Raw genomic sequence first — 15,331 nt, 5'->3', positions numbered from 1 at the left:
TATAATCGCAGGCTGTACAGAATTCTGTTACGCAGACACTAATGTTTGGCAGGCAGTAGTTTGACTCACATGGTTCGGCAGACGCACTGAACGCACCTGTTTGGCAAACAATAATGTTTGCAAACGCACCTTTACCCTGTTTTAGGAAATTCCATGGCAAATACCGCACAAGCGCGCAAGCGCGCTCGTCAAGCAGTCAAGCAAAACGCTCACAACTCGTCCCAGCGTTCGACCCTGCGTACCGCTATCAAAGCAGTACGCAAAGCGATCCAAGGCGGCGACAAAGCTGCTGCGACGGCAATCTTCCAATCGTCCGTGTCGACCATCGACAGCATTGCGGACAAGAAGATCATCCACAAAAACAAGGCAGCTCGCCATAAGAGCCGTCTGGCAGCTGCCCTGAAGGCACTGTCCGCTTAATTCCCCTCGCTGGGATGTAGAAGGCGTTTCAAAATGAGTGTGGCTAGGCGCGGCGACGAAGGCAGTGCGCCTGCACGGCAAGGAGCCGAAACGACGCCACAGTCATTTTGAAGCGCCTTCTTAAAGCAAGAACCCGCCTGGCCTCTGGTTAGCGCGGGTTTTTTCGCATGCGTGGACGTAAAAAAAGCCGGCCCGAGGCCGGCTTGCTGGGGTGGCAGCGCTTACTTGGCTGGCATCGAAGCCGACGCCGAAGCTTCTGCCGATGCTTTCTTGTGCTTGGCTTTCTTGGCTTTTGGTGCGGAAGCGGAGGCGGAGGCCGATGCGGAAGGGGCCGATGCCATCGGGGCCGAAGCCGCGGCCGAAGCGGATGCCGACGCCGATGGGGCGGCAGCAAAAGCGGAAGCGGCAAACAGGGAGGCAACCAGGGCAGCGATGATCTTGGACATGATGAGTTCCTTTGGCAGTGGATTGAACCGGCTAAAAAAAACGAAGATTCAGATGAATCTATCTCATTAACGCTGCCCGAAAATTTCCAGTTGACACAAAAACGCGCGAAAAGCAGAATTTTATTTGCTGCAACGCATCAATCTACCCGGCCAGGTCCTTGGCCGACACCTCCATCCACTCGCCCGGCATCAGTGGGTGGGTCGCCAGCGAGATGGCGCCGATGGCGCTGCGCACCAGCCGCAAGGTCGGCAGGCCGACGGCCGCCGTCATGCGTCGCACCTGGCGATTCTTGCCTTCCTGTAGCGTGATCGCCAGCCAGCTGGTCGGGTGTTCGGCCCGGCTGCGGATCGGCGGATTGCGCGGCCACAGCCACGCCGGCTCGGCGATTTGCACCGCCTTGCATGGCTTGGTGACGAAGTCGCCCAGGTCCAGCGGCGCCTGCAGCCGGGCCAGGCTGTCGGCGTCCGGCACGCCGTCGACCTGCACCAGGTAAATCTTCGCTTCCTTGTGGTCGGGGTGGGCGATGCTGTGTTGCAGCTTGCCGTCGTCGGTCAGCAGCATTAAGCCTTCGCTGTCGGCGTCGAGGCGGCCGGCGGGGTAGATGTTGGGGATCTTCAGGTGGTCGGCCAGGGTGGCGCGGCCGTCCTGCGGCGAGAACTGGCACAGCACCTGGAAAGGTTTGTTAAATAGAATGAGGGACATACTTCTCTTAAGATGATTTTGGTGTAGGCTTGACGGCCGGTGGAGGAAAACCGTAGCGCCCACTAAAATACTGGTGCATAATGTGAAACAGAGTCTTATGTCTTATAGAAGACCTAGGATAAATGTACCAAACCGGCAACGTCCATTTCGGAGATCACGATGTATCAGCATATCAAAGTACCTGCCGACGGCCAAAAAATCACCGTCAACGCCGATTTTTCCCTGAATGTACCAGATAACCCGATCATTCCCTACATCGAGGGTGACGGCACCGGCGTCGATATCAGCCCGGTCATGATCAAGGTGATCGACGCGGCGGTGGCCAAGTCCTACGGCGGCAAGCGCAAGATCAGCTGGATGGAAATCTTCGCCGGCGAAAAATCGACCACCGTGTACGGCCCGGATGTCTGGCTGCCGGAAGAAACCCTGACCGTGCTGAAGGACTACGTGGTCTCGATCAAGGGCCCGCTGACCACCCCGGTCGGCGGCGGCATCCGTTCGCTCAACGTGGCCCTGCGCCAGCAGCTGGACCTGTACGTCTGCCTGCGCCCGGTGCGCTACTTCACCGGCGTGCCGTCGCCGGTCAAAGAGCCGGAAAAGACCAATATGGTGATCTTCCGCGAGAACTCGGAAGACATCTACGCCGGCATCGAATACCAGCAGGGTTCGGAAGGCGCCAAGAAGCTGATGGACTTCCTGATCAAGGAAATGGGCGTCACCAAGATCCGCTTCCCGGAAACCTCGGGCCTGGGCATCAAGCCGGTGTCGATCGAAGGTACGCAGCGCCTGGTGCGCAAGGCGATCCAGTACGCCATCGACAATGACAAGCCATCGGTGACCATCGTCCACAAGGGCAACATCATGAAGTACACCGAAGGTGGCTTCCGTGACTGGGCCTATGAACTGGCGCAAAAAGAATTCGGCGCCGAGCTGATCGACGGCGGTCCATGGTGCAAGTTCAAGAATCCGAAGACCGGCCGCGACATCATCATCAAGGATTCGATCGCCGACGCCTTCCTGCAACAGATCCTGCTGCGTCCTATCGAGTACAGCGTGATCGCCACCCTGAACCTGAACGGCGACTACATTTCCGACGCGCTGGCGGCGCAGGTGGGCGGCATCGGCATCGCGCCGGGCGCCAACCTGTCGGACTCGGTGGCGATGTTCGAGGCCACCCACGGCACCGCACCTAAGTACGCCGGCAAGGACTATGTGAACCCGGGTTCGTTGATCCTGTCCGCCGAAATGATGCTGCGCCACATGGGCTGGATGGAGGCGGCCGACCTGATCATCAAATCGATGGAGAAAGCCATCGACTCGAAGAAGGTCACCTACGACTTCGCCCGCCTGATGGAAGGCGCGACCCAAGTGTCGTGCTCCGGCTTCGGCGACGTGATGATCGAGCAGATGTAAGCCGGCCACCGACGCACATCAGCCCCGCTTCTGCAATGGAGCGGGGTTTTTTTTTGACAGGCACCCCACGATGACGCCTTCCGACGCGCCGCCGGCGCCCACCCTCTGGCAAGCCTTCCGCTTCTGGCTCAAGCTGGGCTGTATCAGCTTTGGCGGACCGGCGGGCCAGATCGCCATCATGCACCAGGAGCTGGTCGAGCGCCGCCGCTGGATCTCCGAGCGCCGCTTCCTGCACGCGCTGAACTACTGCATGCTGCTGCCCGGCCCCGAGGCGCAACAGCTGGCCACCTACATCGGCTGGCTGCTGCATCGCACGCGCGGCGGCATCATCGCCGGCGCCTTGTTCGTGCTGCCTTCGCTGCTATTGCTGGTGCTGTTGTCTTGGGTGTACATGGCGTTCGGCCAGCAGCCGCTGGTGGCCGGCCTGTTCTACGGCATCAAGCCGGCGGTGACGGCCATCGTGCTGCAGGCCGCGCACCGGATCGGTACGCGCGCTTTGCGCAACGGCTGGCTGTGGGCCATCGCCGGCGCGGCGTTTGTGGCGATCTTCACCCTGCAACTGCCGTTCCCGCTGATCGTCGCCGGCGCCGCGCTGGCTGGGTTTGCCGGCGGACGGTTTTTGCCGCAGGCGTTCAAGACCGGCGGCGGGCATGGTGCCGCCAAGGCATCGTATGGGGCCGCCGTGATCGACGATGAAACACCGCCACCACCGCACGCCCGCTTCCGCTGGAGCCGCCTGGCGCTGGTCTGCGGCTGCGGCGTGCTGTTGTGGCTGGCGCCGATGGCGCTGCTGGTGCTGACCGCCGGCTGGCAGCACAGCTACACCCAGATGGCCTGGTTCTTCACCAAGGCCGCCTTGCTGACCTTTGGCGGCGCCTACGCGGTGCTGCCGTATGTGTACCAGGGCGCGGTGGTCAACTTCGGCTGGCTGACCCCGCCGCAGATGATGGACGGCCTGGCGCTGGGCGAAACCACGCCCGGCCCGCTGATCATGGTGGTGGCGTTTGTCGGCTTTGTCGGTGGCTGGGGGCAGGCGCCGTTCGGCGCGGCACAACTGCCGCTGGCCGGCGCCGTGGCGGCCGTGCTGGTGACCTGGTTCACCTTCCTGCCGTCGTTCGTGTTCATCCTGGCCGGCGGCCCGCTGGTCGAGGCCACGCGCGACGATATCAGCTACACCGCGCCGCTGACCGGCATCACGGCGGCGGTGGTCGGCGTCATCCTCAACCTGGCGCTGTTCTTCGCCTGGCACGTCATCTGGCCGGCTGGTTTTGCCGGCTCGCCCGACTGGGCGGCGGCGTTGATCGCGGCGGGGGCGGCGCTGGCGCTGCTGCGCTACCAGCAAAAGGTGCCGCGTGTGATCGCGGTCTGCGCCGGGGCAGGGCTGTTGCTCAAGCTGTTCATGCCCTGATACTGATTAACGGGCAGCGCCGCTGGCGCTGGCCCGTCATCCCCGGTGGTGCTTAGCAGGCGTCTTCGCAGGCGGTGAGCTCATCGTTGCACTCGTCGGCAGGCTGGCCGGAGTTTATGCAGGCCTTATATTCGACCACGCAGTAGTGTATGCAGCTGGCCATGGCCGGGGCCGATGCAGCGCCGATGCCGATTGCAAACAAAAACAGTTTCAGTTTCTTGTTCATTTTGTGCTCCTCCAAGTGGCTGGACGTAGATGACGCCTGCAACCGTGCCGTCCATATACACGGCCCCCAAACCGGGTGGCGCTCAGCGGCTCACTGCTGGCTTTAACTGTTCGAGCGCGGCCTCGATGACCGGCAGCTTGAAGCCGGTGATGCGGCGGTTGCCGATCAGGATCACCGGCACAGCGGTCTCGCCGAAACTGCGGTAGTCCTGCTGGCCTTTGCCGGCCTGGCCGACATCGACATCGGCGTAGGGGATGTGATGCTCGCTGAGGTAGGCGCGCGTTTGCTGGCAGTAAGGGCAAGTCTTGGTGCCATACAGCACCACCTTGGTGGAGGCGTCGGGATAGTAGGCCTGGAAGTTACCTTCGACGTAGGCCGGCGTCAGCCATTGCGGCACTTTGGAGGCCACGCGCCCCACACCCAGGCCCAGCGCGAGGATGGCGGCATAGATCGCGACGGTCTTGACTTTCTTGACGTGCATGCTATTCATGTGACTCCTGATAAGAGACGAACGGCGGCGGTGGTGCATGCCTGATAGGCACTATTACCTTAACGCATAAGATTATGCATTTTTCAATTTTGGTAATTCTATTGAATTGTCACAGGGGAGGCGGGAGGCGCCGGTTGTCGGAGTTCTGCAACAGTCGCGCTGAGGTCGGGACGAAAAAAAACCCCGCGTCGCGAGGTTTTTCACATCTACTGCTTAAAAAATTAAGCCGATTGGATGTTGGAAGCTTGCTTGCCTTTAGGGCCTTGCGTGACTTCGAATTGAACTTTTTGACCTTCTTTGAGGGTCTTGAAACCGTTCATGTTGATTGCGGAGAAGTGAGCGAACAAATCCTCGCCGCCGTCATCTGGAGTGATGAAGCCAAAACCTTTGGAATCATTGAACCACTTAACTGTACCTGTTGCCATAAAAAGAACTTTCAAAATTAAAACGGATCACACGAGCCATAAAAGCAAGAAGCTTCTTGCCCCCTCCTCACGCCTCACTTCTTATCACCTTGTACATTTCTGCACGCAGTCGATAACGCATTGTTAGCGGACCAAATTCTAAAGTCAAGCAGATTTGTATGCATTTTGCTACTTTTAAGCCAATTGGTGAAAAAGCAACTCTTGATTTTGGCGAATGGGGCGCCATCTGCGTCAAGTTCAGAAAACGCGTAAGATGGAAAACAATTGAATGTGTATAGTGAAATGCACATTGCATCAACCCCGAAAGCATTAGAATATAAGCGTATGGCAACCAAGCATGACACCGAAACCCTCTTGGAGCGGCAAACGCTGAAGCCGCCACCTCTTTACCAGGTGGCGCTGCTCAATGATGACTACACACCGATGGAGTTTGTGGTCGCCATCATCCAGGAGTATTTCAACAAAGACCGTGAAACGGCCACGCAGATAATGCTCAGTGTTCATCGCTACGGCAAAGGAGTGTGCGGCGTGTTCTCAAAAGATATAGCCTGTACCAAAGTGGAGTTCGTTTTAACGCATGCACGCAAGGCGGGGCATCCCCTGCAATGCGTGATGGAGGAAGTATGATTGCGCAGGAATTAGAAGTAAGTTTGCACATGGCGTTTGTCGAAGCTCGGCAGGCACGGCACGAATTCATCACGGTGGAGCACTTGCTGCTGGCCTTGCTTGACAATCCTTCGGCTGCCGAAGTGTTGCGTGCTTGCGCCGTCAACATCGAAGACCTGCGTAAAACGCTGACCAACTTCATCGGCGACAACACGCCGACCGTGCCCGGCACGGGCGAAGTCGACACCCAGCCGACGCTCGGTTTCCAGCGCGTGATCCAGCGCGCCATCATGCACGTGCAGTCCGCTTCTAACGGCAAGAAGGAAGTCACCGGCGCCAACGTGCTGGTGGCCATCTTCGGCGAGAAGGACTCGCACGCGGTCTACTACCTGCACCAGCAGGGCGTGACCCGCCTGGACGTGGTCAACTTCATTTCGCACGGCGTGCGCAAGGACCAGCAGACCGATGCCGCCAAGGCCTCGGAAGGCGTGGAAGAGGGCGCACCGGGCGGCGAAGGCCAGACCAAGGAAAGCCCGCTCGACCAGTTCACGCAAAACCTGAACAAGGCCGCCGCCGAAGGCAAGATCGATCCGCTGATCGGCCGCGAGGACGAAGTCGATCGCGTGATCCAGATCCTGTGCCGCCGCCGCAAGAACAATCCGCTGCTGGTGGGGGAGGCCGGCGTCGGCAAGACCGCCATCGCCGAAGGCCTGGCCTACCGCATCACCCAGAACGACGTGCCGGAAATCCTGTCGAATGCCGTCGTGTATTCGCTGGACATGGGCGCGCTGCTGGCCGGCACCAAGTACCGCGGCGATTTCGAGCAGCGCCTCAAGGCTGTCCTCAAGCAGTTGAAGGACAATCCGAACGGCATCCTGTTCATCGACGAGATCCACACCATCATCGGCGCCGGTTCGGCCTCGGGCGGCACGCTGGACGCGTCCAACCTGCTCAAGCCAGCCCTGGCCAACGGCCAGCTGAAGTGCATCGGCGCGACCACCTACACCGAGTTCCGTGGCGTGTTTGAAAAAGACCACGCGCTGAGCCGCCGCTTCCAGAAAGTGGACGTCAACGAGCCTACCGTCGAGCAGACCGTGCAGATCCTGCGCGGCCTGAAGTCGCGCTTCGAAGAGCACCACGGCGTCAAATATTCGGCGTCGGCGCTGTCGACCGCGGCGGAACTGGCGGCCCGCTTCATCAACGACCGCCACCTGCCGGACAAGGCCATCGACGTCATCGACGAAGCCGGTGCAGCCCAGCGCATCCTGCCGAAATCGAAGCAGAAGAAAACCATCGGCAAGACCGAGATCGAGGACATCATCGCCAAGATCGCGCGTATCCCGCCGCAGACCGTCAACCAGGACGACCGCAGCAAGCTGCAGACCATCGACCGCGACCTGCGCAACGTGGTGTTCGGCCAGGACCCGGCGATCGAAGCGCTGGCCTCGGCGATCAAGATGGCGCGCGCCGGCCTGGGCAAGACCGACAAGCCGATCGGCTCCTTCCTGTTCTCCGGTCCTACCGGCGTCGGCAAGACCGAGGTGGCGAAGCAGCTGGCCTTCATCCTGGGCATCGAGCTGATTCGTTTCGACATGTCCGAGTACATGGAGCGTCACGCCGTGTCGCGCCTGATCGGCGCGCCGCCGGGCTACGTTGGTTTCGACCAGGGCGGCCTGCTGACCGAAGCCATCACCAAGAAACCGCACGCGGTGCTGCTGCTGGACGAGATTGAAAAAGCCCATCCGGACATTTTCAACATCCTGCTGCAGGTGATGGACCACGGCACGCTGACCGACAACAACGGACGCAAGGCCGACTTCCGCAACGTGATCATCATCATGACCACCAACGCGGGCGCCGAGAGCTTGCAGAAGACCTCGATCGGCTTCACGAATTCCAAGCAGGCAGGCGACGAGATGGCCGACATCAAGCGCATGTTCACGCCGGAGTTCCGCAACCGTATCGACGCCACCATCAGCTTCCGCGCGCTGGACGAGGACATCATCCTGCGCGTGGTCGACAAGTTCCTGATGCAGCTGGAAGAGCAGCTGCACGAGAAGAAAGTCGAATCGATCTTCAGCGAGAAACTGCGCAAGTTCCTGGCGAAGAAAGGTTTCGATCCGCTGATGGGCGCACGTCCGATGGCGCGCTTGATCCAGGACATGATCCGCAAGGCGCTGGCCGACGAGCTGCTGTTCGGCCGCCTGGTCACCGGTGGCCGCGTGACGGTCGACCTGGACGAGAAAGACCAGGTCAAGCTGGAGTTCCCGGAACCGCCGGACGCCGCTCCGACGACGCCACCGGAAACCGTCGAAGTCGAATAAGCCTTTTAGCCCTCATCAAAGACCCGCCCACGCAAGTGGAGCGGGTTTTTTTCTTTTAGGCTTAAAGGTATGCCAGAATTGTCGTTCCATTTGACAAACATTGAAACTGTCCCATGATCCCGACTTCTCTCCGCCTTCGTCCTCTCGCCCTGATGTTCCTGTCCGCCGGCCTGCTGTCCGGCACCGCCTCCGCCGCCGATGCCTACTACCGATACCCCGCCATCCGTGGCGACGCCGTGGTCTTCACCGCCGAGGGCGACCTGTGGAAGACCGGCGCCCACGGCGGCGCCGCGCAGCGCCTGACCACCCACCCGGCCACCGAAACCAATGCCGCCATCTCGCACGATGGCAAATGGATCGCCTTCTCGGCCTCCTACGAAGGCGGGCAGGAAGCCTACGTGATGCCGGTGGAGGGCGGCCTGCCCAAGCGCATCACCTTTGAAAACAGCGCGGTGAATGTGCTGGGTTGGACCGCGCAGGGCGAGGTGCTGGTGACCACGCTCGATAGCAAAGGCCCGTCGCGCAACAACGTCATCGCCGCCGTCAAGCCGAACGACCTGCAACGCCGCGTGTTCGCCGTGGCCGACGCCAACGACGCCGTCCTCGACGACGCCGGCAAGACGCTGTACTTCACCCGCAACGGCCTGGCCCTGACCAACGACAACGTCAAGCGCTATCGCGGCGGCGCGCACGCGCAGCTGTGGCGCTATGACCTGGCCGGCGGCACGGAAGCCGCGCCGTTGCTGGCCTCCGACGCCGGCAACAACAAGCGCCCCATGTGGTGGCAGGGCCGCGTCTACTTCATCAGCGACCGTGGCGGCTCCGACAACCTGTGGTCGATGGCGGCCGACGGCGGCGATCCGCGTCAGCTGACCAACCACACCGACTGGGACGTGCGCAACGCCGCGCTAGGCGACGGCCGCATCGTCTACCAGCTGGGCGCCGACCTGCATGTGCTGGACCTGGCCGCGGCCAGGGATGAACAGCTGGCCATCGGCCTGGTCTCCGACTTCGACCAGCAGCGCGCTCGCCAGATCCGTTCGCCGTTGGAGAACCTGACCAACGTGCAAATCTCCGGCAAGGACGAACGCCTGGTGCTGACCGCGCGCGGCCGCGTCAGCGTGGCCGGCACCGGCTCGCAGCGCCGGGTCGAGATCGCGGTGCCGGAAGGCGCGCGCGCCCGCGAGGCCGTGTTCAGCCACGACGACAAATGGGTCTACGCCATCGTCGACAGCACCGGCGAAAACGAAATCTGGAAATTCGCCGCCGACGGCTCCGGCAAGGGCGAGCAGCTGACCAAGGATGGCAACAACCACCGCTGGCAGCTGTACCCGTCGCCGGACGGCCGCTGGCTGGCCCACACCGACAAGAAGGGCCGCCTGTGGATGCTGGACCTGGCCACCAGGGCCAACACCGTCATCGACGACGGCAGCAAGGTAGGCTCGGACCGGCACGACGAAATCCTGTGGTCCGGCGACAGCAAGAACCTGGTGCTGGTGCGCGCCGCCAGCACCGAGCAGCGCAACCAGATCGGCCTGTACAACCTCGATTCGAAGCAGCTGGCCTTCGTCACCGGCGACCGCTACAACTCGCGCTCGCCGGCGTTTTCGCCGGACGGTAAATGGCTGTACTTCCTCTCGGCCCGTAACTTCCAGCTGGCGAATGGCTCGCCTTGGGGCGACCGCAATATGGGGCCGGTGTTCGACAAGCGCACCGGCGTGTATGCGCTGGCGCTCCAGCCGGGCAACCGCTTCCCGTTCAAGCCGGACGATGAACTGAACAAGCCGGGCGACAAACCGGCCGAAGGCGCGGCCGAGAAAGCCGTCGAGCAGGCCGCCGAGAAGGCGGTGGAAAAAGCCGTGGCCAAGGCGGTGCCGGAGAAAAAATCCGGCAAGGCGCTGCCGGCCATCGTCTACGCCGGCCTGGCGGATCGTCTGTTCGAAGTGCCGCTGGCAGCCGGTAACTACCGCAACCTGCAAATCGACGACAAGCGCCTGTACTTCCTCGACGCCGACGGCAGCGACGGCAAGGCCAACCTGAAAACGCTGGCGATCGCCGCCAACGGCCCGCAGCCCGAAGTCTTCGCCAGCGGCGTGCGCGAATACGACCTGGCCTTCGACAAGAAGCACCTGTATTACCGCAGCTTCGCCGCCAGCGGTCCTGGCGACATGCTGGTGGTGGAGGCGGGCGCCAAGGCGCCGACGGACGTCTCCAAGGCCAAGGTCAAGGTGGACGACTGGACCTTCACTTCCAATCCGCGCCTGGAATGGACGCAGATGTTCAACGACGCCTGGCGCATGCACCGCGACTTCCTGTACGACGCCAAGATGCGCGGCGTGAACTGGACCGGCGTGCGCGCCAAGTACGCGCCGCTCGTCGAGCGTGTCACCGACCGCGCGGAACTGAACGACGTGCTGGGCATGATGATCAGCGAAGTGGGCGCGCTGCACTCGCAGATCGCGCCCGGCGAGTTGCGCCGTCCCGCGCCGGAAGGCTCGCCGGCCGGCCTGGGCGCGCTGCTCACGCGCGCCGCCGACGGCTACCGCGTCGACCACATCTACCGCAGCGAGCCGGAGCTGCCGTCCGAACGCGGCCCGCTGCTGCAACCGGACGTGGACGTGAAGGAGGGCGACATCATCACCGCCGTCAACGGCAAGCCGGTGCTGGAGGCGCGCGACATCGCCGACCTGCTGCTGAACCAGGCCGACAAGCAGATGCTGCTGCAGGTGAAGCGCAAAGAGGGTGGCGTGCGCTCGGTGATCGTCACGCCGGTCAACATGGCGAAGCAGGCCGGCCTGCGCTACAGCGACTGGGAACAGAGCCGCGCGCGCCAGGTGGAGGACGTATCCAAGGGCCGCATCGGCTACCTGCACCTGCGCGCCATGGGCCCGCGCGACATCGCCTCGTTCGCGCGCGACTTCTACGCCAACGTCAACCGCGAAGGCCTGATCATCGACGTGCGCCGCAACAACGGCGGCAACATCGACAGTTGGGTGATCGAGAAGCTGCTGCGCAAGGCCTGGGCCTTCTGGTCGTCGCCGGGCGCGCTGCCCGCGCCGAACATGCAGAACACCTTCCGCGGCCATCTGGTGGTGCTGGTGGACGAATACACGTATTCGGACGGCGAGACCTTCGCGGCCGGCATCAAGGCGCTGGGACTGGCGCCGCTGGTCGGCAAGCGCACGGCGGGCGCCGGCGTCTGGCTCAGTGATAACAACCGCCTGAGCGACAACGGCATGGCGCGCGTGGCCGAAAACGGCCAGTTCAACACGGCCGACGGCCAGTGGCTGATCGAAGGCGTGGGCGTCTCGCCGGATGTGGAAGTGGACAACCCACCTCACGCCACCTATCAAGGCCAGGACCGCCAGCTGGAAGTGGCGCTGGACCTGCTGGACAAGAAGCTGAAGGCGCAGCCGATCAAGGCCTATCAGCCGCAAGCCATCCCCGCGCTCAAATAAGGAGAGACGATGAAACAGATGTTATCCGCAGCGTTATCCGCTGCCGTTGCTGCCGCCTTGCTGACGATGAGCCACGGCGCGCTGGCGCTGCCGAGCACCAGCGACACCCGCATGCTGACCGAGCCGGCATTGTCGGCGCAGCACCTGGCCTTTATCTACGCCGGCGACGTCTGGCTGGCGAACCGCGACGGCTCGTCGCCGCGTCGCCTCACTTCCGATCCGGGCGAGAAATCGAACCCGGTGTTTTCGCCGGACGGCAGATCGATCGCCTACAGCGCCCAGGTCGACGGCAATACCGATGTCTACCTGCTGCCGGTTGAAGGCGGCGTGCCGAAGCGGCTGACCTACCATCCCGGCGCGGACGTGGCGCAAGGCTTCACGCCGGATGGCAAGGCGGTGATGTTCACGTCGCCGCGCGCGGCGTTCAACAACCGTTATCGCAAGCTGTTCACGGTACCGGTGACCGGCGGCGTGGAGACCGAGCTGGAAGTGCCCAACGCCGCTCGCGCGGGCTGGTCGCCGGACGGCAAGCAGATCGCCTACAACCCGTTCTCGCCGGCCTTCATGCAGTGGAAGCACTATCGCGGCGGTACCAACTCCATCCTGTGGCTGTTCAACCGCGCGGACAAATCGGTGCAGCAGATCCCGCAGCCGGCCACGCACTCGAACGACGTCGATCCGGTGTGGATAGGCGACACCGTCTACTTCCGCTCCGACCGCGACGGCGAATTCAATCTGTACGCCTACGACGTCAAGACCAAGGCCGTGCGCGCGTTGACCCGGCATACCGACTTCCCGGTGCTGAACATCGCCGCCAATGGCGGTGGCATCGTCTACGAGCAGGCCGGCTATCTGCATGCGCTGGACCTGGCCAGCGGACAGTCGCGCAAGCTGACCATCGGCGTCAACAGCGACCTGGGCGCGTCGCGCCCGCGCTGGGTCAGCGGCGCCAAGTACATCCGCAATGCGTCGATCTCGCCGTCCGGCGCGCGCGTGGCGTATGAGTTTCGCGGCGAGATCGTCACCATCCCTGCAGATAAAGGCGATGTGCGCAACCTGACGCAAACGCCTGCCGCGCATGAACGTTCGCCGGCGTGGTCGCCGGATGGCCGCTCCGTCGCCTACTTCTCGGACGAATCGGGCGAATACGCGCTGCACATCCGCGCGCAGGACGGCAAGGGCGAGCCGCGCAAATTCAAACTCACCGGCGCCGGCTTCTACGACAACCCGGTCTGGTCGCCCGACAGCAAAAAGATCGCCTATACCGACAACGCGTGGACGCTGTATGTGCTGGACGTCGCGAGCGGCACAATCAAGAAGATCGCCAGCGAACCGCTGTACGGCGTGAACAAGACGCTGCGCGCCGCCTGGGCGCCCGATTCGCGCTGGATCGCCTACGCGCTGAACTCGATGACCTACACCCGCAGCGCCTACATCTACTCGCTGGAGCAGAACAAATCGTGGCCGGTGACGGATGGCTTGTCCGACGTCGTCGATCCGGTGTTCGACAAGAGCGGCAAGTATCTGTACTTCTTCGCCTCGACCAACGCCGGGCCTAGCAACAACTGGTTCTCGCAGCAAAACGAAGACAACCGCGTGACCCGCACCGTGTGGATGGCGGTGCTGCGGCGCGACCTGCCGTCGCCGCTGATCAAGGAGAGCGACGAGGAAAAGAGCGCAGCGGCCTCCGCGCCGGCCACCGCCAAGGAAGCGGCCAAGCCGGAACCGGCCAAGGTCGATCCGAAGACGGGCCGCGACGATCCGAAAGTGACGGTCGCGCCGGTGGCGCCGATCTCGATCGACTTCGACGGCATCGAAACCCGCATCGTAGACCTGCCCATTCCTGCTGCCGCCTTGTCCGATCTGGGAACCGGCGAAGCAGGGCAGATCTTCTTCCTGCGCGAGAACGACGGCAAGAAAGCCATCCAGCGCTTCGACCTGAAGGACCGAAAGGCCGAAACCCTGCTGGCCGAAGCCGACGACTTTGAAGTTTCCGCCGACGGCAAAAAGATCCTGTACCGCGCCAAAGAAGCCTGGGCCATGGGCAGCGCCACCGCCAAGACGCTGACGCCGGGCGAAGGCAAGATCAAGGTCGAAGCGATCGAGGTGCACGCCGAACCGCGCGCCGAGTGGACGCAGATCTTCAACGAAGCGTGGCGCATCAACCGCGACTTCTTCTACGACCCCGGCATGCACGGCGCCGACTGGGACAAGATGCGCGCCAAGTACGCGCAGTTCCTGCCCGAGCTGTCCAGCCGTGGCGACCTGAATCGCCTGATCCAGTGGCTGTGCAGCGAGATCGGCGTGGGCCACCATCGCGGTGGAGGCGGCGACTTCTTCACCGACGCCAAGGCGGTGTCGGGCGGCCTGCTGGGCGCGGACTACGAGGTCAGCGACGGTCACTATCGCTTCAAGAAAGTCTACGGTGGCTTGAACTGGAACCCGGCGCTGCGCGCGCCGCTGACCGAGCCTGGCCTGAACGTCAAAGCCGGCGAATATCTGCTGGCGGTGGAAGGCCGTCCGCTGCTGGTGCCGACGAACCTGTACAGCGCCTTCGAGAACACCGCCAACAAGGCCATCGACATCACCGTCGGCCCGAACGCGGACGGCAGCAAATCGCGCACCATCACCGTGGTGCCGGTAGCGACCGAGGACGCCTTGCGCAACCGCGACTGGATCGAAGGGAACATCCGCAAGGTGAACGCGGCCACCGGCGGCAAGGTCGCCTATGTGTACGTGCCGAACACCGCGACCTTGGGCCACACCTACTTCAAGCGCTACTTCTTCCCGCAGGCCGACAAGGACGCCGTCATCATCGATGAACGCTTCAACGGCGGCGGCAGCGTGGCAGACTACTACCTGGAGATTTTACAGAAGAAGGAAATCGCCTGGTGGACCATGCGCTACGGCGCCGACATGAAAACGCCGTCGGCCTCGATCCAGGGACCGCGGGCGATGCTGATCGACGAAACGGCCGGCTCGGGCGGCGACCTGCTGCCGTGGATGTTCCGCAAAAACCAAATGGGGCCGTTGATCGGCAAGCGCACCTGGGGCGGCCTGGTGGGCGTCCTCGGCTTCCCGACGTTGATGGACGGCGGCGGCATCACCGCGCCCAACCTGGCCTTCTGGACCCGCGACGGCGGTTGGGGCGTGGAGAACGAAGGCGTCGCGCCGGATATCGAAATCGACCAGAATCCGGCCGACGTCATCGCCGGCCGCGATCCTCAGCTGGAAAAGGCGATAGAGGTCATCAAGGCCGAACTGGCGAAGAACCCGCCGGTGCGGCCGGTGCACCCGGCCTTCCCGATCAAGGCGAAGTAAGGCAAAGTGTTCGGAAGTGAACAGCCATAACGTTCACTTCCGAACATCGGCCGCCCGAATGCGGCCATACAAGCGCCTGGATAACCGTGGC

Annotated in this window: 12 protein-coding genes; 8 read left to right on the top strand and 4 right to left on the bottom strand. The window is 62.7% G+C overall.

What is annotated here, in order from left to right; translation table 11 throughout:
- Positions 1-153 precede the first annotated feature (153 nt).
- Together rpsT and AC07OK_RS25965 are read left to right on the top strand one after the other, a co-directional pair.
- On the top strand, positions 154-420 hold the full coding sequence (gene rpsT, locus AC07OK_RS25970; RefSeq protein ID WP_008446456.1) for a 30S ribosomal protein S20: 267 nt from the start codon (positions 154-156) through the stop codon (positions 418-420).
- Between the two features lie 225 nt (positions 421-645).
- Positions 646-936, top strand: coding sequence for a hypothetical protein (locus AC07OK_RS25965; protein WP_494692964.1), 291 nt, complete (start codon positions 646-648; stop codon positions 934-936).
- A gap of 72 nt (positions 937-1,008) precedes the next feature.
- On the opposite strand, the gene AC07OK_RS25960 is transcribed toward AC07OK_RS25965, so the two are convergent.
- On the bottom strand, positions 1,009-1,569 hold the full coding sequence (locus AC07OK_RS25960; RefSeq protein WP_217940588.1) for a pseudouridine synthase: 561 nt from the start codon (positions 1,567-1,569) through the stop codon (positions 1,009-1,011).
- 159 nt (positions 1,570-1,728) lie between these two features.
- Here AC07OK_RS25960 and icd point away from each other — a divergent pair, with 159 nt between their 5' ends.
- A complete protein-coding gene (gene icd / locus AC07OK_RS25955; RefSeq protein WP_494692963.1) occupies positions 1,729-2,982 on the top strand; it encodes an NADP-dependent isocitrate dehydrogenase in 1,254 nt (417 codons plus the stop codon).
- A gap of 70 nt (positions 2,983-3,052) precedes the next feature.
- Positions 3,053-4,390 (top strand): chromate efflux transporter, encoded by a 1,338-nt coding sequence (chrA, locus tag AC07OK_RS25950; protein ID WP_494692962.1) that lies wholly within the window; start codon positions 3,053-3,055, stop codon positions 4,388-4,390.
- Positions 4,391-4,442: 52 nt separating this feature from the next.
- On the opposite strand, the gene AC07OK_RS25945 is transcribed toward chrA, so the two are convergent.
- From AC07OK_RS25945 to cspE, 3 genes are all read right to left on the bottom strand, one after another.
- Positions 4,443-4,616, bottom strand: a complete 174-nt coding sequence (locus AC07OK_RS25945) for a hypothetical protein (RefSeq protein ID WP_494692961.1) — start codon at positions 4,614-4,616, stop codon at positions 4,443-4,445.
- Positions 4,617-4,698: 82 nt separating this feature from the next.
- Positions 4,699-5,106 carry a glutaredoxin family protein gene (locus tag AC07OK_RS25940; protein WP_494692960.1) on the bottom strand — a complete coding sequence of 136 codons (408 nt, stop codon included), beginning with the start codon at positions 5,104-5,106 and terminating at the stop codon, positions 4,699-4,701.
- Positions 5,107-5,327: 221 nt separating this feature from the next.
- A complete protein-coding gene (gene cspE / locus AC07OK_RS25935) occupies positions 5,328-5,531 on the bottom strand; it encodes a transcription antiterminator/RNA stability regulator CspE (protein ID WP_008446468.1) in 204 nt (67 codons plus the stop codon).
- A gap of 324 nt (positions 5,532-5,855) precedes the next feature.
- Between cspE and clpS the strand changes: the two genes are divergently transcribed.
- The 4 genes from clpS to AC07OK_RS25915 all read left to right on the top strand — a co-directional run bounded on the left by clpS (position 5,856) and on the right by AC07OK_RS25915 (position 15,240).
- A complete protein-coding gene (gene clpS / locus AC07OK_RS25930) occupies positions 5,856-6,158 on the top strand; it encodes an ATP-dependent Clp protease adapter ClpS (RefSeq protein ID WP_008446470.1) in 303 nt (100 codons plus the stop codon).
- Positions 6,155-8,461, top strand: a complete 2,307-nt coding sequence (clpA, locus tag AC07OK_RS25925) for an ATP-dependent Clp protease ATP-binding subunit ClpA (RefSeq protein WP_494692959.1) — start codon at positions 6,155-6,157, stop codon at positions 8,459-8,461. The genes clpS and clpA overlap by 4 nt, the downstream gene beginning before the upstream one ends.
- Before the next feature lie 113 nt (positions 8,462-8,574).
- Positions 8,575-11,919, top strand: coding sequence for a S41 family peptidase (locus tag AC07OK_RS25920; protein ID WP_494692958.1), 3,345 nt, complete (start codon positions 8,575-8,577; stop codon positions 11,917-11,919).
- 9 nt (positions 11,920-11,928) lie between these two features.
- On the top strand, positions 11,929-15,240 hold the full coding sequence (locus AC07OK_RS25915; RefSeq protein WP_494692957.1) for a S41 family peptidase: 3,312 nt from the start codon (positions 11,929-11,931) through the stop codon (positions 15,238-15,240).
- Positions 15,241-15,331: the final 91 nt, after the last annotated feature.

It is taken from the genome of Duganella sp. GW821-FHT07G03 (genome assembly GCF_059418605.1).
This window is presented reverse-complemented; position numbering and strand designations above follow the sequence as displayed.

Bases quoted from the DNA above. Each gene is read 5' to 3' on its own strand.
- clpA (WP_494692959.1), top strand. From the start codon at position 6,155: ATGATTGCGCAGGAATTAGAAGTAAGTTTGCACATGGCGTTTGTCGAA.
- clpS (WP_008446470.1), top strand. From the start codon at position 5,856: ATGGCAACCAAGCATGACACCGAAACCCTCTTGGAGCGGCAAACGCTG.
- rpsT (WP_008446456.1), top strand. From the start codon at position 154: ATGGCAAATACCGCACAAGCGCGCAAGCGCGCTCGTCAAGCAGTCAAG.
- icd (WP_494692963.1), top strand. From the start codon at position 1,729: ATGTATCAGCATATCAAAGTACCTGCCGACGGCCAAAAAATCACCGTC.
- AC07OK_RS25920 (WP_494692958.1), top strand. From the start codon at position 8,575: ATGATCCCGACTTCTCTCCGCCTTCGTCCTCTCGCCCTGATGTTCCTG.
- AC07OK_RS25945 (WP_494692961.1), bottom strand. From the start codon at position 4,616: ATGAACAAGAAACTGAAACTGTTTTTGTTTGCAATCGGCATCGGCGCT.
- AC07OK_RS25960 (WP_217940588.1), bottom strand. From the start codon at position 1,569: ATGTCCCTCATTCTATTTAACAAACCTTTCCAGGTGCTGTGCCAGTTC.
- AC07OK_RS25915 (WP_494692957.1), top strand. From the start codon at position 11,929: ATGAAACAGATGTTATCCGCAGCGTTATCCGCTGCCGTTGCTGCCGCC.
- AC07OK_RS25940 (WP_494692960.1), bottom strand. From the start codon at position 5,106: ATGAATAGCATGCACGTCAAGAAAGTCAAGACCGTCGCGATCTATGCC.
- chrA (WP_494692962.1), top strand. From the start codon at position 3,053: ATGACGCCTTCCGACGCGCCGCCGGCGCCCACCCTCTGGCAAGCCTTC.
- cspE (WP_008446468.1), bottom strand. From the start codon at position 5,531: ATGGCAACAGGTACAGTTAAGTGGTTCAATGATTCCAAAGGTTTTGGC.